At 53.9% G+C, this 22,117-nt stretch carries 14 protein-coding genes; 7 read left to right on the forward strand and 7 right to left on the reverse strand.

The genetic code is table 11. The annotated features are described in order from the left end of the window. Window positions 1–284 precede the first annotated feature (284 nt). From MX571_RS20565 to MX571_RS20575, 3 genes are all read right to left on the reverse strand, one after another. Entirely contained in the window at window positions 285–1,208 is a 924-nt protein-coding gene (locus tag MX571_RS20565; protein ID WP_247420992.1) for a hypothetical protein, read from the reverse strand. A gap of 633 nt (window positions 1,209–1,841) precedes the next feature. Then, entirely contained in the window at window positions 1,842–4,235 is a 2,394-nt protein-coding gene (locus tag MX571_RS20570; protein ID WP_247420993.1) for a hypothetical protein, read from the reverse strand. 323 nt (window positions 4,236–4,558) lie between these two features. After that, complete coding sequence (locus MX571_RS20575; RefSeq protein WP_247420996.1) at window positions 4,559–5,671, reverse strand: hypothetical protein; 1,113 nt, start codon at window positions 5,669–5,671, stop codon at window positions 4,559–4,561. Between the two features lie 120 nt (window positions 5,672–5,791). Between MX571_RS20575 and MX571_RS20580 the strand changes: the two genes are divergently transcribed. Further along, on the forward strand, window positions 5,792–6,550 hold the full coding sequence (locus MX571_RS20580) for a DUF8170 family protein (protein ID WP_247420999.1): 759 nt from the start codon (window positions 5,792–5,794) through the stop codon (window positions 6,548–6,550). 446 nt (window positions 6,551–6,996) lie between these two features. Here the strand turns inward: MX571_RS20580 and MX571_RS20585 are convergent, their stop codons facing one another. Together MX571_RS20585 and MX571_RS22835 are read right to left on the reverse strand one after the other, a co-directional pair. Next, on the reverse strand, window positions 6,997–8,319 hold the full coding sequence (locus tag MX571_RS20585) for a hypothetical protein (RefSeq protein WP_247421002.1): 1,323 nt from the start codon (window positions 8,317–8,319) through the stop codon (window positions 6,997–6,999). Beyond that, window positions 8,300–11,320, reverse strand: a complete 3,021-nt coding sequence (locus tag MX571_RS22835) for an AAA family ATPase (RefSeq protein WP_247421005.1) — start codon at window positions 11,318–11,320, stop codon at window positions 8,300–8,302. The genes MX571_RS20585 and MX571_RS22835 overlap by 20 nt, the downstream gene beginning before the upstream one ends. Window positions 11,321–11,748: 428 nt before the next feature. Between MX571_RS22835 and MX571_RS20595 the strand changes: the two genes are divergently transcribed. From MX571_RS20595 to MX571_RS20605, 3 genes are all read left to right on the forward strand, one after another. After that, on the forward strand, window positions 11,749–13,044 hold the full coding sequence (locus tag MX571_RS20595; RefSeq protein ID WP_247421007.1) for a tyrosine-type recombinase/integrase: 1,296 nt from the start codon (window positions 11,749–11,751) through the stop codon (window positions 13,042–13,044). Between the two features lie 484 nt (window positions 13,045–13,528). Next, complete coding sequence (locus tag MX571_RS20600; RefSeq protein WP_247421011.1) at window positions 13,529–14,440, forward strand: ParA family protein; 912 nt, start codon at window positions 13,529–13,531, stop codon at window positions 14,438–14,440. A 14-nt stretch (window positions 14,441–14,454) separates the two neighbouring features. Further along, window positions 14,455–14,871: a DUF8160 family protein gene (locus MX571_RS20605; RefSeq protein ID WP_247421014.1), complete on the forward strand. Its 417-nt coding sequence runs from the start codon at window positions 14,455–14,457 to the stop codon at window positions 14,869–14,871. Between the two features lie 483 nt (window positions 14,872–15,354). On the opposite strand, the gene MX571_RS20610 is transcribed toward MX571_RS20605, so the two are convergent. Continuing rightward, on the reverse strand, window positions 15,355–16,473 hold the full coding sequence (locus MX571_RS20610) for an ABC transporter ATP-binding protein (RefSeq protein ID WP_247421018.1): 1,119 nt from the start codon (window positions 16,471–16,473) through the stop codon (window positions 15,355–15,357). 655 nt (window positions 16,474–17,128) lie between these two features. On the opposite strand from MX571_RS20610, the gene MX571_RS20615 reads away from it, so the two are divergent. From MX571_RS20615 to MX571_RS20625, 3 genes are read left to right on the forward strand one after another with little or no spacing between them, the layout of a single operon-like run. Next, entirely contained in the window at window positions 17,129–18,586 is a 1,458-nt protein-coding gene (locus tag MX571_RS20615; protein ID WP_247421020.1) for an ABC transporter substrate-binding protein, read from the forward strand. Between the two features lie 37 nt (window positions 18,587–18,623). After that, window positions 18,624–19,577: a carbohydrate ABC transporter permease gene (locus MX571_RS20620; RefSeq protein WP_247421023.1), complete on the forward strand. Its 954-nt coding sequence runs from the start codon at window positions 18,624–18,626 to the stop codon at window positions 19,575–19,577. Next, window positions 19,574–20,467, forward strand: a complete 894-nt coding sequence (locus MX571_RS20625; RefSeq protein ID WP_247421025.1) for a carbohydrate ABC transporter permease — start codon at window positions 19,574–19,576, stop codon at window positions 20,465–20,467. The genes MX571_RS20620 and MX571_RS20625 overlap by 4 nt, the downstream gene beginning before the upstream one ends. Window positions 20,468–20,741: 274 nt before the next feature. On the opposite strand, the gene MX571_RS22840 is transcribed toward MX571_RS20625, so the two are convergent. Further along, window positions 20,742–22,025, reverse strand: a complete 1,284-nt coding sequence (locus MX571_RS22840; RefSeq protein WP_368409086.1) for an MFS transporter — start codon at window positions 22,023–22,025, stop codon at window positions 20,742–20,744. Between the last annotated feature and the right edge of the window lie 92 nt (window positions 22,026–22,117).

A 22,117-nucleotide genomic window follows, 5' to 3' on the forward strand; every position in this document is an offset into this window, starting at 1 on the left:
GCAGCGTGTCCACTCCCCCTACGACGCACGTTCTCTTCGGCTCCCGACCCGGTTTGGTGCGCATATCTGAACCGGTTTCTCCCTGTACGTATAGTTGTGTGGACAGTTCTGTGGCGTTCTGTCGTGTGAGCCGGCGAACTGGTACTCCAATAGTGACGGGAGTCCGGGACACACGATGAGCAGAGAGGGGGCCAGAGAATGCAGTGTCATCAGATTGAAGAGCGGAACTATTCGCGTTCCCCCGTCCTTCTGGGGATGCCAACCGTCGCGGCGCCTGAGCGAACTTACTTCCCACCCAGCACGTTTGTCGTCCCTTTCTCAAGTGCGACTTCGTACGCGGTTCGCCGTTCGATTTCGGCGATGAAGCACGATCGCGCACCGGAATCATCGAAGGAGTCGAGATCTGAACTTGAGAGTGGGACGAGTCGCTCGACCGCACTTACTCGATGGGTCACCCCTGGGAGCTTCATCGACGCGTTGTAGTTCCCCACCACGATGTCCCGTCCGTTCTGTTTGACTACGCGGGACCGAGTGAAATCCCGAGCATGTCCTCGGATGTAGCTTACTAGGTCTGAGAAACCGCCCTCTCGCTTGCCGACGTAGTACCACGTAGACGAATCGCTCATTCGGGTCAGTTCGAGTACGTAGACATAGGCCGCCGCCGTCGGGTCGAACCCGGGAGCATTCCGAATGTTCGCTTCCCAGTCTTGGTCTGTTCCCAGTGTCTCGTCTTCCGTTGACTCAGGGACCGTCTTTTCCTCAGGGAGAATCGTCTCGACCGACCCAGGGCGATACTGCCGCACTGCGTCGGTTGAATCGATTCCATGTTCTACTTGGAGTATCGCGACGACGGCAGGCAGGAGTGGGCCAACAGACGTCGAGGGGAGCTCTGTGTAGTTACTGCGACCAGGGACCGAGAGTTCGCCTCCAGACGTGACGAAGCCAGCTTCCATCAACTCCTCTGCCAACTCCTCTCGAAGGGTCTCTGAGCCTTTCTGCCGTCTACGATCGAATTCGGAGGTCGAACCACCAGTGAGTATAGTGATGAACGCGGCGTAGAACTCTCGATTGGGACTTTTGATGACACCGGTTGGATCTTCGCCATCAAAGTAAGAAATGAGCGCAGCATGCGCTCTGACCGCCTTCTGTCTGACTGAGTTGTCCGAGTTGATCTCTCGAGCCCGCTGATCAATCTCTCGTTGGTCCATTTCTCTTAGAACGATAATTCACCCGACGTATCACTCTACTGGGATTGCATTACTCTGCTACTAATAGAGGATAGCTATGAGACGGTTTTAAAAGTCATCGCGGTGTTTTCGCTGAAACTCCCCGACCGACTCGCAATCGAACTCATCGCGGCGGGTGACAAACCCACCAAAGCGAATTCGTCGCCAGCATTTGATGCCGTCGATGAACACTGGGTTGTCGCCTTGCCCGTCGTGGGGACCAGCTGTTGGTTCGTTCCCGTTCTCCGTCACTGCTCGTCGGTCGCACCGCCGGCAGACGAGATTTGCGTATCCAGACGCAAACTCCGGGTCGTACTGTTCGAACTGCTCGTCACAGATTGCGCAGTGCGTCTGTGGTTCACCGGGTGGGTACGTGACCATCGCTCGTATTGTGGTGGTGATGTTTCCTGATTAATTCGGTGCACAAGGTCAATACGAGTCAATTGACGGGCAGAGAGGCCTCGAGTACGTCGTCAAAATGCCTTCGCCTTATCGACTTGACCGATGGCGCCACTGTATTCGATACAGAGAAACGCCTGCTCATGCGGCCATTCTACTAACTCTATCACCCCACAACCGCATTTGATGCTCAAGAAGGTCAGCGAGCGTACACACCTACTCGCTGTGGTCCTGAACCTGCTTATCCTTGTTCCGTGTATCAAGGTCTTGAACCAGTTTCTTCCTGATTTGGTTGCATGACTCTTCATTGAATTCGATGTATCCATTGGACGTCGATAGCTCGGATATTACCCCTTCTCGGAATGTCGCCATCACGCCGGGATACTCTCGAAGAAACGTGTAATTGGACTCGAATATATCAAACAGGTCCAGTAGATGGTCGACGCGAAGGAAGATGACTGGAACGCTGAGATCGGAGTCGTCGCCTTTGACCAATGAGAACCAATCCTTAACTCGTTCTGCGGTCGGCCCGAACTGGCCCTCCCTGAATATGTCTGAGACAAAAATGTGTGCGTCAATTAGTTGGTCTTGCTTGAGCACTTCGCGAATGTAGTCACGGTCGCTCTCCTCGAGGATGTAATATGCGACCTTGTCCTTCTCGATGGAACGGATGTCATAGCCTCGTATGTCGGTGGTGAGTTTTGGATCGTAGCCACCGACCCAGTAGTCATCCTCTCCATCAGGGATTATTAGACAACCATCTGTCTCTTTCTTTCCTTCTCTACCCCATCGTTCGGTGAAGTTGAAAACCGACTTCAGGAGATGGAATACGTCTTTCTCGAACTTCTTAGCAGAATAGTTCTCAAGGAACTCGTCTTCAGGCCCGTCTTCGCTGCCAAATTCTTCCAGCACTCCGGTGTCAACTTTCGATTGAAGTTGTCTCAGATTGGAAGCTGCTTGTTTCGCTCGCTTTCGGTATCGATCCTGCGCTCCCCTGTGACTATTCTCGACCGCATTGATGAACAGGCTGCTCGGGTCCTCCGAGCGAAGCAGTTCTATCAGATGAATCGTGCCAAACGCTTCAAGTTCCTGCTCGTAGGCCGTTCCGTAGGTAATGAATACAGTATCCAATAGATACTGGCCAATCCTCCGAGGTTTAGTACTAGAAAGAGGGTATACAAAGTACTCGTAGCGATAGTCCTGGGTTGCTTCTAGCCCTCCTTGGCCGGAATTCTGTGTCCGGCGGAACAGCGTGTGAACATAGTCGCTTGACCCAACTTCTCTCTCTTCCGTTTGTAGTCCCTGATATGTGACATTGTAATCCTTACTAACGATTGTCCCGTCCAGCCCATCAAATATCTCTGAGACCCTATCAAAAATCTCGCTGTGGCTCACGCTCAGGGTGTCCTTCTCCTCGAAAGATTCAGATCCACACTCTTCGCATCCGCTTGGCTTGTGGTCGTATTCAGTCCTACAACCCCAACAGACGAACTGGTCTCCCTCTTCGTGTGCAAAATACGGGTCAATCAGCTCCTTGTCTTCCTCGGCGAGCTCCTCGTAATATGTATCATACGCCTCTATGCTCCCTGAGAGGATTTGATGTAGAATAAAGTCATTCTGATACTGGAGGTGATATGGATAGACTTTGTTGAACGATATGTTGAATTTCGACTCAATTACGTCCTTGATCGCCTCTGTCTCTTCGTCGTCGATATAATTGGCTTGTATCTCAAACGAGAACCCACGGTTGAGTCGCTCAATTTTGACCGTCGCGATATTATCGCTCTGTTTGTCACGAAATTTCAGGTATGCTATCTTTGATGCAATCTTTGGAGAGACAACACTGGGGTTAATACTGTCGTCAGTCAGGTCCTCTTGTACTCCCGAAGTATTTCGAATAGTGAGCTGTGAGCCATTGGGGAGCTTACTCTGTCTGAACCTAACCTCAATCAAGTCGAGTGATTCCAGTTTCTCTCCGAACACCTTGGACAAGTCATCCAGTACAGATTCCTCAGAACGCTCCTTCAGAACTTTCTGAGCGGCTCCTTCTTCAGCAAACTCTGTGTTCAGTTGATGGCGACGCCGCTTTCGACCTCGTATTTCGAGCAGCGAGGGCTCTATCAGCCGGCCGAATAGTGGAGACCAATCGCTGTCGAGATGGCTTCGGACAGTCTGATCTTCCTCACGCGCCCGAGAAACCTGTTTTCGGGTCCAGATGATCACGAGGTTGTGGTAGACCTCATCGACTACGAAGTTGTTTTCAGATATCCTCTCAAATTCGCTTTCTACATCCGAAGAATCACCAAACTCGAACCGATCGCCAGGACTCTTCTCCTGCCATTTGCTCTCTGCCCATACGGTCAGGAGCACAGTTTCTGGGTCCTTGTCGCTTAATTGTAATTCATTGATCAGCGACTGCTTCGATCCGTACACTGAATCGATGATATCCCCTTCCCTCCGATATATCTCGTTGAGCAGGTTGGTGTCTGTCTTCTCCCCACTACTCATGTTGTCGTACTTCCGACCAAGTAGCAACCGCCAGAATTCCTCAGAATCGGGGAGGTTTAGATTTGGATCTGCTTTGGGGTCTTCATTGGACCGTGATGACATTACTTTGTGAAACCGCCCTTCTCATAAAAACACTTCGCAGAGCACGACAGTTCTATATTTTGAACACAGGGGCTATTGATTGAGTCGTGGTTCGCTTGTGTGCCGTGTTTGAGTCACATCACAGTCTCTGTGACTTCTTCCGTATAGTCAGGGAACCTCTGGAGACTAAATGTCTCAAAGCTCTGTACTGGTCGTCTAATTGGTGGCTAGAGAGCTTTCAGCTGATACCTGTCACTTATAGTCGTATCTGAGTGGAGTGAAAGCCCCTTGCCAGTAGCAACCGGGATACAGTAGCTCTCTTTCACAGAAAGCAACGAACTCGGTTATACGAGGTCCATCGCTTGTTCGGTCAGCCGGTACCGGTACGCTGGTCGGACGAACACAATCCGTCCGTAGTCTTCTGACTCCCTGACTTCTTCAGAGGATTTGATTGCTCCAACAGCCGTATTGAGTCGGTCCACTGGGTCCCCGGATCGCAGAAAGTCCGTTACCTGCTCCGGTTCGAGACTGAACTCTGTCGCCAAAATACTCCGGATGGTTCGACCGGCCCCATCAGCGACGGCGATAGATGGTGCTGACACCTGAGTCTGCGGGCCGTCTCGCTCTGCAGCATCCTCTGAGAGTGCTGTGACCTCCAGTTCGTCGTCGATATGTGCGATCAGGGCTTCCAGATTTGCTTCCGCCTCCTCTGTCACGTGCCCATTCACGATTTCATCAAGCCGTTCACTAATCGCAAAGACGTCCGGTCCCGGCGGTGCTGTCTGCGCAAGCACTCCTGCGTCGACCAGATGATTCAACACAGTCCGCGGTCGGTAGTCGATATCGATATCAAGCGAACCCATTAGCTCCGTTCGCTTGATTCCCTCTTCATCGGGACCGATCTCTGCGTGGTAGAACGCTTTTGCGACGATAATTTGATCGTCGACGCTGTGTGTATTCCCTTTTCGCTCCCGGATGAACCTCTCTAGGCGATTGAAGTCAGTCCCGCCATTGTCGTCGATTGTGAGGGCGTCAGTGACTGCGGCTGGGAGTTCCGGACGCGGCGCGTCACGGTGTCGTTGTGCTTTCTCCGACAGACGCGTGTTATCGTAGAGTGCGCGTGCGACAGGGAGCCCACGGAGGTAATTGTATTCGTAGAGGATCTCCACGCCGTGTTCAGTCAGGCCGTAGAACTGCGATGGCAAGTCACGTGCGCCCTCGTTTGGCGGGTATCGATAGCAATCGATGATATCGTTGTCACTGAGGACCTCCAGTTGGTCCCCGATTGCGGCCTTGTTTTTCGGCATCATGTACGCCAACTCATCGAGGGATGGGAGATGCTCCGGGTGGCCAAGGATGAACTGCAAGATCAAGTGCCGCGTCTCCTGAGACAGGAGGTCGTAGATCTGCCGCTGCTCTTCAAACGGGCCGTCACTTGCGGCAGGCGCGTCACTCATAGTCTCAGTTAACCGTACCCCGGCGACCCGAATAACACTTTGGGACAACCGATGTGGTTTCTCGCGACTTTTCCATATCAGTTAGCAACCTACTTGTTCACTCGCTCAAGAGTCCGTAGTATGGCTGACCCCGGCCCACCCCCGAATGCGGCAGGCATCATGGAGAGCGTGAACGATGCGCTTCAGGGCCTCGAACTGGAACCAGACGAGACGTCGGAAATACTGGGGTTCGCCAACCGAGAGCTACCACACCTCCACACGCCCGAAGACTCGTATTTCATCCTTGGCAGCTACCGCGACCCATACCTTCGACGGCTCCGCATCGTACAGAACGAACTGGACAAGCGACTGGGCACATACCCGTTCCTGATGGCTGACCTTCCTGAGTTGGCCATCGACCGTCTCCCGGTCTTCCGCATCCGCTTCACCCTCCTCGCTGCGCACGTCGATACCATCGTCGCCGTGTACGAACAGGACGCCGGTGGCGAAGTCACTGAACTCGGGAAAATTAGCACGACCCCATACTTCGAGAAATCGTACGTGCTCCCGCGGGACTATGCGTGGATGACCGAACGGAACCTCGACACCGAAGCAGACGTTCTCGCCGCTGCCGCGACCATCTATTTCAACGACGACCTCGACGACGCCACCATCGAGGAGGAAATCGACTCGCTCCTCACAGTAGCTAATAAGAACGGCATCAGTCTCACAGCAACAGACGTCATCGACCGATTAAAAGGCCGAGAAGATAGCGAACAAGCTCCCGTCTCATATAGCTGGGTTCACCTCAACGAATTCCGCCTCTTCGAACTTCATCGCCGATGTTTCGCCTGGTCCAATCCAGACGATCTTCGTGATGCTGTTGACGAAGTCCCGTAGCACTGGGCAACTACTGATTGAGGTATCGGTGCGAGTTGTCCTGTTCTTGGTGCTCCTCCGTGGCCGGTGCTTGGTTCAGCGGTTCTTCGACCCTGTATAGCCCGGCTCGTCGGACAAAGGCCGAATTCCATGGCGAGTGGTCGTCACTCGGCAACGTTGATTCTGGTCATACAGGTAGGGATCGGCATTCCCGAACCTGCTTGTGCGATGCATCAATTAGACAGTCCCCACAGGGAGTTCAAACGATTACAGATGGAATTCGAGTCGGCCAATTACAGTTCGGTGAAGACGTCGTTAAGGAGTCCGAGCGTCAGAATTTCTTCTCTGAAGGCGTCAACGAACGGTTCCGCCGGAGAAGCCCGACCCGCTGGTCGCGTCGAACTTCAGCCTGACTTGTCGGATCGTCACTCCTTAGCTCCGAATTATCCCATCCGGCGCATGCCGCTCTACTGCAACCAGTCGATCGAATCAGCAGCAATCGAATCATAGTTCAGGTGATCGATCCCGTCCGCTGAGTCATGCAAGGGGACTCCGTCAGTAAGTACGAATCCGTGTAGATCGATATCGGTCCGATCGGTGAGATATGATTCTTCAGAGTCGCCCCAGTCATCCTTCGATGGCAGGCGCGCAAACTCTAGATATGTCGCTAGCTCCTTCACTCCGTTCGAAAATGTGTCAGTCGAAGCTGTGTGTTTGATTTCACCGATAGCCACTTTCGTTGGCCGAGAGCTCTTACCTGAACGGTCCCTAAACACCAAGAGAACGTCCGGCCGCCCCTCGAACAGCGAAGCCATGGACGCTCGATTGAGGAACCGACGATGACGATCGAGTGCACTCCGGTAGCGATTGAGATATTCGTCTTGCGGAGCAGGGGGTACTGGTTCATACAACCGGAACGGCCCCGTGTCGTCGTGGTAGACGTCGATTTCCCACTGATCGGTCCGAAGCGTTGCGAGTCTTTCACTGCCTCGTTCAATCGTGTGGAGCGTTGCCTCGATACCTCTCTGGAGAACGGACAGCAGACGAAACAGACATGCTAACTCGAACAGCCGAGACGTCTCTGGAGCAATAACCACCTCGTTGAGAACGCTCTGTGCCGCAGTCTGTTCGAATTGACGTTCGAGCAGGCTTTCGTAGAGTCGGTAGAGCTCATACGCTTCATAGTAGAGCGGCTGCCGAGCAGAACGGGCAGCACGAAGCTGCCGATCTGTCGTCGTTGTCGTGGCGTCCGCACCGATCCGACCGAGATGAACGTTCTGTCGCACCGTCCGCTCGAAACTATCGATCCTGCTATCGGGCCACCGATCACGGCGCCACTGCTGATCGATTCCACGGAGGTCGTTTGTCGCGATGTCGACGACCGTCGACAAGAGCTTCTTTACCAAGATGTTCTCGGGGAGGTCGTACTCCTTCTGCGGCGTTCGCGTGACGAACATCGACCGGTCTCGCGGGGTCGTTTCGTATCGGGCCCGGAACGTCTGCCCCCAGTCTACTGCGCCGCGAACTTCCCCGCGTGTGCGTTCACGCGAGACGTTGTTCGCGGTTCGGATCCGCCGAAGCCGCTCCGGAAGCGCCCGCATGTATGCCCGAACAGGATCGGACTGAACGAAATGGATCCCTAGTAGTCGGTCAAGCTCCGCGATCTGGAGGTCACTTGGGCCGAGCGCTCCGGCAAGCACATCTTGGTTGAGCGGCCGACCGCTGCCGAGATACGCGATCAGTTCTGATCGAACGGTATCGACGAGGGCGCTACGAGTCGTCGGACTCATCGGTGAGTGTGATACCGAACATATCCTCGGCGGTTCGATACAGGCGATCGGTCGCTAACTCCGGTGCGACCGGATCCTGCGTGGTACTCGACTCCGAGTCACCACGGCCAGGCTGAGTAACGCACCGCCGTGGGGTGTCGAGCGACTGAATAAGAGTTCGCTGTTGTTCGGGACGCATTCCTTCAAACTGAGGGAAGACAAGTGCGATCAACGCATCCGTCAGATTATCACCGTTAGTTGCGCTCCCATCGGAGGCGTGGACGTAGGAGACAATGTCGTGGATGATGGCGGGACCGATAGGACGACCACCCTCAATGTTCGACCATAGAACCGCCAACCGGGGGCCAATTGCCGACAACGTTTCGTGGAGGGCTGTTCGCTCATCCCCTGTCTCACCGTCGAGCCACGCTGACGCGTAATTCGCGGGTTGCGTCCCGGGGGAGTCGTAAGTCGGATCTAACAACCACTGTCGAGCGAGTCCGTCCTCCGTCGCGATTTCGGGAATCCCCACGTGGACGAACGCAAAGCGTCGCATGAACGCGTACGACATCTCATAGAGCGAGGCTTTGTCGGCCGTGTTCATCGTTCCAATAAGCCGCCAGGCCCCAGTGATCGGATACCGATCGGGATCTGTCGCGATTCGGTCACGGCGCTGTGGGTCCGTCTTTTCGTTTACCGCTTCGATACGAACCGGGGTCGATGGATGACCGTCCCCCTCGTACGGGAGCTCGACGGAATCACCGGCCAGAACAGAGAACACCTGTCCGAACGCTTTATCGATGTCAGATCGGTTCAGTTCGTCGATCACCAGCCACTTGTTCACGAGCGTCCCGTCCCGATCTCGGAAACATCGAAGGAACTGCCCTGGCGAGAACGCAAGCTCATCGCTGTCGCGTCGTGGCATGTAGCCCCCGACCGTGTCGTATGCCGTCCATTCCGCAGTCGCCGTGGTAAACACCCAGTCATCGACCGAATCGAGCGTTGTTGCTTGACTACAGATCGCCTCAGCAATCTTTGATTTGCCAGTGCCTGGCGGCCCCGTCAAAATAACGTGTTTTCCGGAATTGATCGCCGCCGAGAGCTGTGAGCGAAGCTGGCGTGCCTGTGTAGGTGGATAATACAGTTGGTTGGGGAGTTCAGGATCGACCCGTGGCAGCGACAGTCGTTTGGTGAGGCGCTCGGGGGCCCGCTGACGATTACCCTGCGTGAGGAGATACTCCCCGGCCTTCTCGCTCAGGTTAAACAGATACTGCTGGTTCATCCCAGCTTTGTTGACAGGATAGTACGTATCGAGTCTAACGTCGTCACGAATCAGGTATGCGAAAACATCGGCGAATTGGAGCGGTTCACTGAACCGCTGCAGGTCGATGTCGACACGGAGCTGCTCTTCAGTATCGACTTGGTAGTAGTATGGCTCTGACGTTACCTCAGAGTAACCGACTACCGCCCCCTCTCGGTAGTTGAACACGATATCTCCGGGGGCAAGCTTTCGGAGGTCGTGGTGTGGTTGACTGTCGTCGGGAGCTTGGAGGTATTCTTCCTCGAGTTCCTCTTTGTTGCCCTGACTGACCCAGTAGTACGGAGCCGCTTCTGATATCGGTGGCTCCTCAACGGGAGTTCGATCGAGTTCGTCGTCAGGCGACGTTTCGTGTTCTGACGAAGGAGGATCTTCTGTGTCGGTCGAGGGGTGGCGGGCCGCACTCACTGCTGCGACCTCTCGTTCGATATCGAAGAGGTCCTCACGAAGGGATGGTGTTCGGTTCGCGAGCGCGTATCGGATCGACTCGAAGTGGTTCGTCTGAGCCAGTGTCTTCTGAGCGGAGAGACCTTGTTCGGGGGCCCAACTCGACACCGGGCCTTCATCGCCCGATGTGATCGCAACCCACTCGACAGGTCGAAGATGTGGATGTGAAACTGATTCTGCAGGGACGTGCTCGTCGAACGCGTTTGGGTGATACCGGTACGCCTCCGATTGAATGACTCCAATACCCAGGAGCTGCTCACCGTCCTTTGCAAGCACGATTGTTCCCGGTGTGAGCGCATCCCGGAACCGCTTGAGACAGACACCGGCATCGGCACTCGACTCGGATGCGGCTCTGGCATCGATTTCATCACGGCTCAGCTTGGAGAGATCTCCGATATCCCACCCAATAGAGCAGAGGCCGTGTTCTCTCCAGAGCGGCCATAGGGTGTCGGGTCCACCATCTGTCTCAAGGCCGGCGTTCAACTGCCATACTGCTCGATCTGCGATATCGTTTGACCGAAACCACTCGTTGACGTCGGTCCGTTCGTTTGCCCAGTAGCAGTAGAAGTCCAAGTGTCGAAAGTTGTCCTCGAAGTCGAAGTCGGCCCGAATAGCGGAAAAAAGCTCGATTGCTTCAAAGTATTCGTCCGGATCCTTCGGAACGTCGAGATCGAGACATGCCTTGATACTGACTTTCGTTTGGTGATTTACGATCGGGTATCGTTCCGGATAGAGTAGGCAGAAAACCGGCGTGAGCGTCGCCAATCCGACGTCTTGGACAGGGAGATCGAGGATGGTTTTCACAGCTGTATCCAACGCTTGGTTTTCGGCTGTTTCGTCGATGAGCGTCGCAAACGAATCGATGAGCTGCACTTCGACATCATCAGTGGGGGCTGCAACCTTCAGCGCTGTCCCGCCGATGATTCCGAGTTCCTCCTCGCTCTGAATGAGCTCAACGACCGCATCAAGACGATCGGGTGCGCCACCAGTTGCTCTCACCCGCTCGATAGTCTTCTCCTGGCCGATCACTGACGATGTCTGACAGACTGATTTCAGCGCCGTCAGCTCAGCCCCTGAAAAGACCTCAGTCTCGACGAACGTTTTTAGCAGCTCCTCGACGACTGTGCCTGTTCGCTCGTGTCGACGCTTCTCTGCGTCCCATTCCGAGGTAGCCTTGTAGTAGTCAACAAAGAACTGTGTACAGTACCAACGTGTCGACGCAATATCCAGCGTAGCCTCGGAATGCTCGACTGTCACGCTCGCCATAGGCGGAGTTCGATGGAAAAAGTGTTGGAATTAATATCAACACCTCTTGTTCGACCCTTCGCTTTCAATTGGACGGAGCGGTGAATGGACAGAAAGCGAGGTCGCGGAGATAAATCAGAGAGAACGAACTCTCGTAGCTGACCGGGTAGCGTAAGGAGGGAGCCTCTGGGATTTCCTCGCTTATCCAAACATATAGCGATATGCGATACATGGATGTTCGGGTGTTTTCTCTACTGACAGGCGTGGGTTACGCAGACTGAAGAGGTCAGCTGAACCCACAAATTCATAAGTCAATCAACTAAACTGCCGAACATCACGAATATGGACGATTCAGAACGACCCCCTGATGGCGATGTTGGGCTTTCTGTAGCTTCAGCCATGGATTGCTCTCTGCCTGTGCAGCGGCGGTCTGATACCGCATGAGCCGTTCTGATGGCGAGAGCGGGACCGACTCGACAACTACGCTCTCGTTTGACGACGTCCGCTGGACAACGTGCGACCTCGAAGACTTCGTCAACCTGTACTGGAAACGGGTTGCTCCACAGCTTGCAGCGGAGGGAACTGACCCCGAATCTGAGCGGCCTCCCTACCAGTGGTTCCGAGACCACGATGCACGGTCATTTCTCGCTGCCCTGCGGCGACATCACGACCTATCGTTCGGAACGTTCTGGACCGAACACCTCGTCGATCAGGCTGAGACGGGCTATGAGTGGGCGACGACGGACGAGCCTACTATCGACGCACTGGAACGCTTCTTGGACCGTCGCCGGGCACGGTATGGGCTTGCGACATCGTCCGTCGACACGGTCAGGACACGTCTGAACCTCTACGTGCGGGCATACCACGAAGCGAACGAGACGGGCGACCTGCTAACGCCCGTCCAGCGCGACGGGTCCGCACCGGCGTACGAGGCTGTCGATGCCTGCTATGCGGCGTTCGACTGGCTAAATGAGGAAGCTCCCCGAACGTATAGCGCACGGACCCTCCAACGGGTTCGGCGAGTCGTTGACGCATGGTATCAACACCTGGTCGGCCGCCGTCTCGCCGCGCTCAACCCCGCGAGCGGGCTCTATGACGAGTTCAAGTGGGAGTCCCAAGGGTCGTCAACGCCCGCGCTCTCGGCCGATCAGGTTCGCCAGCTGATGCAGGCGACGACGACTACAGCAGAACGACTCCTGGTGGTTGCACTCGCTGGCTGGGGACTCCGAGCAAACGAGGTCGCCGCGCTGCACGGTTCGCAGTTCCAGCAACCAGAGAACGATAGCGAGGTCCCCTATATTACCTTCGAGTCGCGGAAAAACGGCCCTGGAGAGGTCTCTGTCCTGTACGGACTCGACGTGTTTGACGTTCGGCTTGATGAACTCACTGCCGACGAGACTTGGACGGGGTACCTCTTCCCGTCGCCGCAGGGGCACTCACCACACATCACGCGGGATACGGTCCGAAATCGTTTCCAGCGACTTGCTGTGCGGGCGGGGCTACCCGACCGGATTGAGGGTGAGCGCCCAAGTCCGCAACTGTGTCGTCGCTTCTGGTATGAGACGTACACCGCCGTTCTCGAAGGAGTGCTCGACGGGGTAGAGGAGATCGCGGCCGAACAGGGGAGCAGCGACCCGGAGGTCGTCATGCAGAACTATCTCTCCGATTCACGCTCCCGTCACCTTCGTCGCGAGTTCATGCGCGACCAGCTGGCTGCTGCATTTGACACGGACTAATGTGCTGACTAGCTGGTCATTGCTCTGAGAGCACTTGCTCACTGATTCACTATCTCTTAGAATCATTGATTCGCTGACTCAACGGAGTCACTGAACTATCGAGTCACTGAATCATTGAGTCATGGATGTATAGATTCCCTGATCGTCAGTCAACTCCTGGATTCATTGAGTCTATGAGTTTATGATTTATTGAATCATGGATTCCGAAACTCCATGATGCTGTAGATAATCATTGATTCAGTGAATCACTAACTCAATGATACTCGGCTGCAAGCAGACTCCGGTACCATCTGTGGCCCCTAGCGTAGCATGGGGGCACATTGAATCATAGAATCACCGAATCATTGACTCATGGATTCAGTGAATGAAGTCCATTATGTCCAGATATCCTGCATGAAACCAGTGCTCGGGAGAGCAACAAGCAGTGCTTTCAGGACGAGTTGTCTGACGCGGATTTAAGATTCATTGATTCAATGACTCTGGTATGAGTGAAGCTCCCCATGGGTGGGGTGTCGTTCCGTCGACGGGCATCCCGACGATTGCGTTCGGAAATCAGAAGGGTGGAACCGGCAAGACGACAGCGACGATCAACAGCGCCGCGGCGCTCGCCGTCCGGGGCCACGATGTTTTGGCGATCGACATGGACCCCCAGGCCGACCTGACCAAAGGCCTTGGTTTGGGACCGGGCGATGATACTGACCCCTCGAACCCGAAAAATGACCTGCCAAACAGGCTCGTCACTGACGACGCGAACTTACTCGACGTCCTCGTCGATAACCCGCGCACACATGACACCAACCTTTCCGAAATCGTCATCGAGGCCAGTGAGTACGAGCACCTGAACTATGATCTTGTTCCGAGTCACAAGGATATGGGTCTCGCGCGTGATTGGATGGACGATGCGAGTGCTCGACTCGCCCTCCAAACTGCTCTTGATGGGCTGGTCGAAGACGGGTATGACTATGACTACATTGTCATCGACTGCCCGCCGGACCTCTCTGTACTAACGGACGCGGCGTTCATCGCCGCCCAGAACGTGTTTCTTGCCGCCCAAACACAGGCGACGTCACGAGACGCGCTCGATGATCTCTGGGACCAGCTGGAATCTATCGAAGACAACCAGCAAATCGAGATCGCGATCGTCGGACTGCTGGCAAACATGTATCGCGAGGACGGCCAGTCTCGGAAGTTCCTCGAAGCGTTCGACGAGTCGTTCGCGGCGATGGCACCCATCTTCAAACTCCCAATGCGGGTGGCGATTCAGCGTGCGTGGGATAACGGACGAGACATCTTCGAATGGGAGGACGCGAATGACCAACACGTAGAGCGTGACCTGTTCTTGGAGATTGCGGACACGATGGAGCGAGCGTTCGATAAAACGCAGGTGGAGGCCTGAGCATGCCTCGGGGAATGGACGAGCGATTCGAGGACCCCTCAGATGGAGCGAGCAACGAGGACGCTGCCACCGAAGAAGACCCGGAGATGCCAGTGGAGTCTGAAGCTGCCTCTGACCGACATTCGAATCAACACGAAGCCAATTCCACAGCCGATGCCAATTCGTCGGCCAGCGAGGCTGATGCGACGGGTGACGAACCGCTGAACATCCGGCAAGACTGGGATTCAGCCACCATATACGTCGAACCGGAGCAGAGTGAGGAGATCGAGATTACGTTTACCCGGCTGAAAAAGCAACTGAAACGCGAGGGTGTCACGCTAGAGAAGAACAAGCACTTCTATCGAGGTGTGTTTGAGGTGGCGTTCGGCGACTATCAAGAAGAAACAAAAGAGAGAATCCGCGAGCTCGCAGAGCAAGATGTAGATCAGTGATTTATTGATTCACAGAGTCTTGGACGGTGTGGTGATACTTCGTCATTCACCTATGCCGATGCCCCCATATTCAACGCTTCAGTGCCTGGTAGATCGTCCATGTCCACATTTGAGTTGCCGTCAGCAGAGGACGAAGATCTTCTATTGAGTGAGGGAAGTCATAGCAAACGCTGTGTAGCCGCAGTTCACACCACCCGATATACCCTGTTGCCTGAACTATGGAAGCCACGTGGGAGCTGTTCACTACTACTGTGGGCCATGTGGACTGGCGCTATTAGAGACTGCAGAGTCGAAAGATGATCCATTAATCGCAATCAACCGTGGTGTCTTCCCCCGTTGCGATCGCTCTCATATCTCAATGACCAGCTGAACGGAGAATGCCAATTCAACCGAGAGTCAGCGTAATAGTACGTATATTCGTATTCCCAGGCTTGTTCGTTACAGCCAGCCATACTATTGTCGGGGTCTCAAAATACTTGACCCTCAGGAGATAGCGCCGCGAGTCAATAGCTCTCCAGTATCAGCGTCAAATAGATACAACCGATCAGGATTCGGGGTGACCCACACTGTGTCTCCCTCGTCAAACACGAAGCCCCCTTCACCTTCCGCCGGAATAACAGCTCGGAGTTCTCCCACATCACTGTCCACCGTAGCGAGGTCTGTATTACCTAATGGTTCGAGAATCGAGATCGTCCCTTCAATTGCGTTCGTCTGCTGCTCACGCTCAAGCGAAACGTGTTCAGGGCGGAAACCGAGTCGGATAGCAGATCCACTGGAGGTGTGGTGAAAGGTAGACTCGTCGAACGAAAATTCCATCCCGGCTGCAGTCACATTGGCATTATTGTCGTCATAGTTGGTCTCTCCATCAACCAAATTTATAGTTGGATTACCTATAAAAGAGGCTACAAATTCATTTGTGGGAGAGTTATACAAATCCTTTGGTGTGCCCACCTGCTCGATGTCCCCATTGTTCATCACGGCAATCTTGTCGCTCATGCTCATTGCCTCCTCCTGATCGTGTGTGACATAGACGAAAGGTACACGGAGGCGTTTATGGATTCGCTGAACCTCTTTCCGAATTCGGACCTTCAGTTTGGCGTCGAGGTCACTGAGGGGTTCGTCCATCAAGAATACGGTCGGGTCCATAACGATTGTTCGCGCTAGTGCTACCCGTTGACGCTGTCCCCCGCTCAGCTCACCAGGATACTTTTGAAGCAGCTCTCCAACCTCCATCACCTCCGCAGCCTCTTTCGCACGTTGGTGTTTTTCGTCGTCTCCGACGTGTCGAATTTTGAGGGGGTATGCAATGTTCTCCTCCACGGTCATATGTGGGTACAGGGCGATGTTCTGGAACATCATCCCCACTTCACGCTTCTCTGGTGGGACATCGGTTACGTTCTGTCCGTCGAACTTCACCGATCCAGACGTTGGAGTTTCGAGCCCTCCAATACACCGGAGAGTCGTCGTTTTTCCACACCCAGATGGCCCAACAAGGGTAAAGAACTCATCGCCCCCGATTTCAAAGGAGACGTCATTGACAGCAACCTCGACCCCTTCCGGCACATCGAACTCTTTTCGTAAAGTCTCGACCTGGACTGACATACTCCGCGTTAACTTCCCACTCACCTATAGAAGTTTCGTCCCCATCGGGCTTTCTGGGTGGACATGTCTGAGTAGAGCATCTCTAGAACTAATACTCGCCCGGCTTTTTTATACTAAACATCTTTTTGGTTAACGCCTATTTATGTACGGATCAATCTGTGGCAGTGACAGTGAATCGGCTAGCGAACTGACCACCAAGCGACCAATTGGAAGCAGGCCTCCTCATTAGTAGAGATCGGTCGGTCATTGTAGCCACTCGTTGACCGCCCATCCAATGCGACTAGCTCAATGGCTATAACTCTCGTTAGTTCCTAATCGGTAGAATTGGCATCCTTCCCCTTGGAACTGTCAGCGTCATCAGTACTGACCAAGGTGACTGGTGAATTAAATGCATGAAACCGCATTGATGCTGCGAGATTGGGTTGACCATTCGGTTGATGGTAGAAAAATTGAGTAGCAAGCTGCGGGCCGAATCTGCAGCTCCCATCACCCCAAAGAAAACCGGCTTGAATAGGCCATTACATAACCCTAATGCTCAAAATTCTGGCTCATATTTTTGTTTTAATCACATAAAATTCCGTATTTGGAATCAAATACTGCTTCAGAGATTTACATGATGGAAGGCTTTAATACTGGGCAAAGTCCCCATTGGGCCATGCCAAAGCATGGCAATGGAGCGGACAGAACGTTTGCCACGAAGAGAATGAATCGGCGCCGGTTTCTCGCAGGTGCAGGGGCCGCCGGCATTATCGGGTTGAGTGGCTGTCTCGGTGGTGGAAACAATGGCGGCAGTTCTAACAACACGGATTCAGGTGGTGGGGGCGGTGGTGCGACCACTTCTACAGGTGAATGGGGGGACTTCAGTGGGAAAACTGTACACGTGGTGGCTGAATCTCCAGGTCAGGGAATGACTGAAGCGTATGACAAGATTGCCAACGAGTTCCAGAAAGCGACCGGAGCCAAGGTCAACATGGACTACACGGAGGCAGGAGCAGGAACGGGCGAACGTGTCGCCCAGCTCATTAGTGCCGGTAACCCTCCGGAAGTCATCCATTCAACGCAACTGGAAGCAGTGAAGTTTCTGAATCAGGACGTCTTGCAGCCTATCGGTGATACACTCGATGCGGTATCTGAGTCATGGGGGGAGGTGGGAGAGCCCATTCGACTTACGGCGAACGATCAAGACTACATGGTCCCGATGTACCTCGAGCGTGGAATCGATTGGCGTCGGGACGACGTTTATGAGGCCAACCCATCAACGTGGGAAGAGGAGGTAGCAGAAGCAAAGCGGGTAGATGGAACGAACGGTCTCAATGGGTACTACGTCGGCGCAGGCAACGACGTCTGTAATCAGATTCAGATACATTCTCGGCTCAGAGAGAACGGGGCTCGGATGTACCACCGGAAAGACGACGAGATTCAGATTGCTATTGACGATGGTGGAGAGAACAAGCAACTCTGGATTGAGACATTGAACCACCTCAAGCGACTTCACAAATACTCGCCAAAAGCTGCGGACGCTTCCTGTGGGTCACTCTCGAACGCTATCCCCTCTGGCCAGAGCGCAGCCGGGTGGTATGTTGGCTTCAGGCCGAAACTTATCGCTGGTCGACAAAACAAATCGTTTGCAAAGAACGTTCGTCCGTACTTCCCGAAGCAGAGCGACGAGGCTCTAACACACGGCCAGTCGGTCGGGTGGGTGCAGGGGAAAGGTGCTGATGCGACCGACGCAGCAAGAGAGTGGATGCGTTTCGCTTACCAACCGGAATACTGGACGGATTTCATGATGTCGGTACCAATCCACAACATCCCTGCGTTCCCGAAAGTTCGCAACGGCGATGCATACCAGCAGGCGTTGCAGCAGTTCGTTGAAGAGAGCTCTGGGCACAGTATGGATGTGATACAACAGTTCTTCGACCTTACTGTTGAACGAGGGATGAATCCAGCAATCGCAGTCGAAGGTGGTAATCCATATGCTGGTACCCTGATGTTTGGAAGCGATATTATCACGCGCCCAGTCCAGGAAGTCCTGCTTAATGATGTCGACCCGGCAACGGCTGTAGAAAACGTTCATCAGACCGCAGTAAACGCGCTCGAACAGGCGAAGTCGTAATACTCGAGTCTCCAAAATCATAACTAATGTTTAATAAATGAGCAATACAGAACCCACGCAAGAGCTGGGCGGCACGTATCGACGGCGAGACGAGGTCTACGAATTCCTTTCACGTCGTCGTGTGATGATCCTGTTGACCACGGTTCCAGTACTAGCCCTCTTCACCTTCATCTCACTAATCCCCATGGCTTGGGGAATTGTGACGACGTTCTTCGAGGTACCCCTGTATACGACGTGGGACTGGACTTGGGTTGGACTCAGCAACTATTCGCTGGTTCTCTCGCGCGAAATCTTCCAACAGTCGTTCATCCGAGCCGTTTACTTCGCACTGGGATCGGTTGTGGTACAGCTGGTGTTCGGTGTCGGTCTCGCACTACTGGTCAACCGATCGTTCCGATTTGCAGGCGCAATAAGAGCGATTGTCATGTTACCATATCTAATCCCGACAGCAGTCGTCGCGTACATCGCGATGTGGCTCGGTAATTCACAGTATGGGATTCTGAACCAAATCCTAGTTGACGTTGGCCTGATTAACAGTCCCATTGCTTGGTTTGGGAACGCTGAACTCGTGATGCCAGCATTGATTGTCGCCAACAGCTGGAAATTTTCGATATTTGTCACCCTAATGACCCTCGCGAGACTACAGGGTATTCCGGACGAATACTACGAGGCCGCGACAATGGCGGGCGCGAACCGCTATCAGCGGTTTCGAGACGTGACACTCCCCAATCTTAAGGGAGTCATTTTCATCGTGCTTCTGCTCAGAGGTATCTGGATGTTCAATAAATTCGATATCATCTGGATCCTCACACGTGGTGGGCCCGCGGAAGCCAGCAAGACGCTGCCGATTTACGGCTACAATTTGGCGTTCCAGTCCTCAGAGCTGTCTCAAGCGACGACAGTTTCGACAATCATGTTCGCCGTCCTACTCGTAGTCGCGATATTGTACTTCCACTTCCTGAATCCGTCTGAAGAGGTGCGTGTCGAATGAGTCAGAAGACCACTACAACCACATCACAGCAGTACAGCGGGTCAGTACCACTCTGGAACCGTCTCTCATACGACCGACGAAACCAGTTGCGACGGCTGTCACTGTACGGGTTTCTGGCAGTCGCTTTGCTCGTTATCCTTTTCCCGCTGTACTGGATGGTCGTTACCTCGATCAAGCCATCCGACTTACTATTCAACGACCATCAAAATCTCTTCCCGTTGTCGTTTACTCTCGAAGCCTACGAAGCGATTCTAAGTGATCCGCAGTTCCTCCAGTATTATCTGAACAGCATCATCTACACGGTTGGTGTCGTCGGCCTCACCACAGTGACCGCAACCCTCGGGGGTTACGGGCTTACTCGAATCGATATCCCGTACAAACGAATGTTCGCCCGAGGCATCCTCATGGGGTACATGTTCCCGGCGATCATGCTGTCGATTCCTATGTTTGTCCTCTGGCGGTACCTCGGATGGGTCAACACGTACATTGGAGTCATCCTCGCTGAGACTGCCCTGGCACTCCCGTTTGGTCTCTGGCTGATGTGGAAGTTCTTCCAGACCGTCCCAGAGTCGCTGGAGGAATCAGCGCGAATGAACGGTGCGACCCGATTCCAGGCGTTCAAGGACATTGCACTGCCGATCGCTCAACCGGGTATCATCGCCGTTTCCATCTTCGCGTATGCTGTCGCGTGGAATGAGTACACGATGCCAACCGTCCTGTTAAGTGACCAAGCGCTCTGGCCGCTCACTGTTGGTGTGCAATCATTCGTACAGGGGTATCAGGTTCTCTGGGGGCAAGTCATGGCGGCGACGACGCTCATGGTTATCCCATCCTTCCTGTTCGTCTACTTCCTGCAATCGTACATCCTGCAGGGCTTCCGTCTTAACTGAGGCGAATTTCGTTCTCACTCTCTTATTGCGTTGGTGACCCATGAAAACGCTCTACATCTCTGGGAGCTCCAACAAGCTCGTTACTATCGATCTGATAGTGTCGTAACCATATCGGATGGCACCATCTATACGATATGGTAGAATTCTGCTGCTTCGATTCAAGCATGAGTGAGATTGTCCTCGAACCCGACTAAATAAGCCACCATCCACAACGCATCACGTAAAAATGCGTAGGAGTAATAATATCGAAGTCAGTTGAGACGAGTCGGTTTTTTCAGCCATCGACGGGTGACATCCGTTCAGTAGGTGGTTGTGGGGACACACGAGCGATGATTAACAGACCGATTCGTCCAGCGCTACCGAAAAGTATTATGCTAAGAATCGATAGCTGAACAGCCTGAGAAAGGCCCACTACTGGTCGTGTGACTGCTATTGCCCAGCCGATGACGATGGGAGTAAGCGTGATGACGACACGACTAGCTGCTTCGGCCACACTCACGAATCCAGCTCGCAATGCGGTCGGAGCGATTCCGGTAATGATGCTTCGGTAGAGCGAGATCTCGATTCCGAACCCGACACCAACGATCACGATGCCAGCGGCCGCTATCGGGATGCCCGGAGCGAGCAATACGACTCCGAATCCGACCGCCTGGGCGGTATTACTGATGAGCAATGGCACGTAGCGAGAGCCAAATATTTCCGTTACTCGTCCAGATTGGCTGGCTGATGCTGCGAAAACCAGGCTCCCAATGGCGACGAGTACTCCCGCTTCACTAGGTGTGCCATTGATTACTCGAATCACAATCACTGAATTATAGGTGAGGAAGCTGATCCACACGATGGGACCAAGTGCTCGGGCAGTGGTGAGTGCGAGAACACGCCGATGGCGAACAAGGTCGAATAGGGCCTTTCGGTACGATAGGCCGTCAGAGCTCTGAATCGATTGGCCAGTAGTACCCGTCGTACTATCGGTGGCTGGTTCGTCATACCATCGGAAGAAGATAACAGCGGTCGGAATCGCCAGCGCAAACAAGAAAAATGGATATCGCCACCTGATTGCGACGAGTACCCCCGCGAGCAACGGGAACACCATCTGAGCTAGTCCACTCCCCGAGAACCGAAGTCCCTGTGCTGTTGCCTCTCTTGTTCCCGCGTAGAGGTCACCCACACTCGTAACGAGAATTGGCGTTAGTCCTGCAAACGCAACTCCCTGAATCATTCGGAGCCCTAACACGAGAGCGAAGTTGGTCGTGAGGGCAATCGCACTACCTGCGAAGCCGAATAATGTGAGAGAAGCAGCGAGAACGAGCCGACGACCGTATCGGTCCGCAAGTACGCCAGCGAGGGGGATAACGAAAATTGCGGGAGCTGTGAAGAATGAAACCATGAGTCCAATCGTGGCAGGCGAGGCCCCGAGCGGTTCGATTAGTGTATCGAGAACTGGTGAGAGCAGCGCTGTTCCAATAGCTGGGAAAATATTCGCGAGCAACAGCAACTGAAAATTCCGCTCGCTGATGACAGTGGCTTCACTCCCGAATAGCGAGTCTCTGAGACGCACGTCCTATCGGGACACCAGAAGGAGTGAATACGCAAAAAATGATAGGGAACCGAATAATTTCACCGCAATTCACTGATATCAAGAGCCCCCAA

This window comes from Halomarina salina (genome assembly GCF_023074835.1).
In the GTDB taxonomy this organism is placed as follows: domain Archaea; phylum Halobacteriota; class Halobacteria; order Halobacteriales; family Haloarculaceae; genus Halomarina; species Halomarina salina.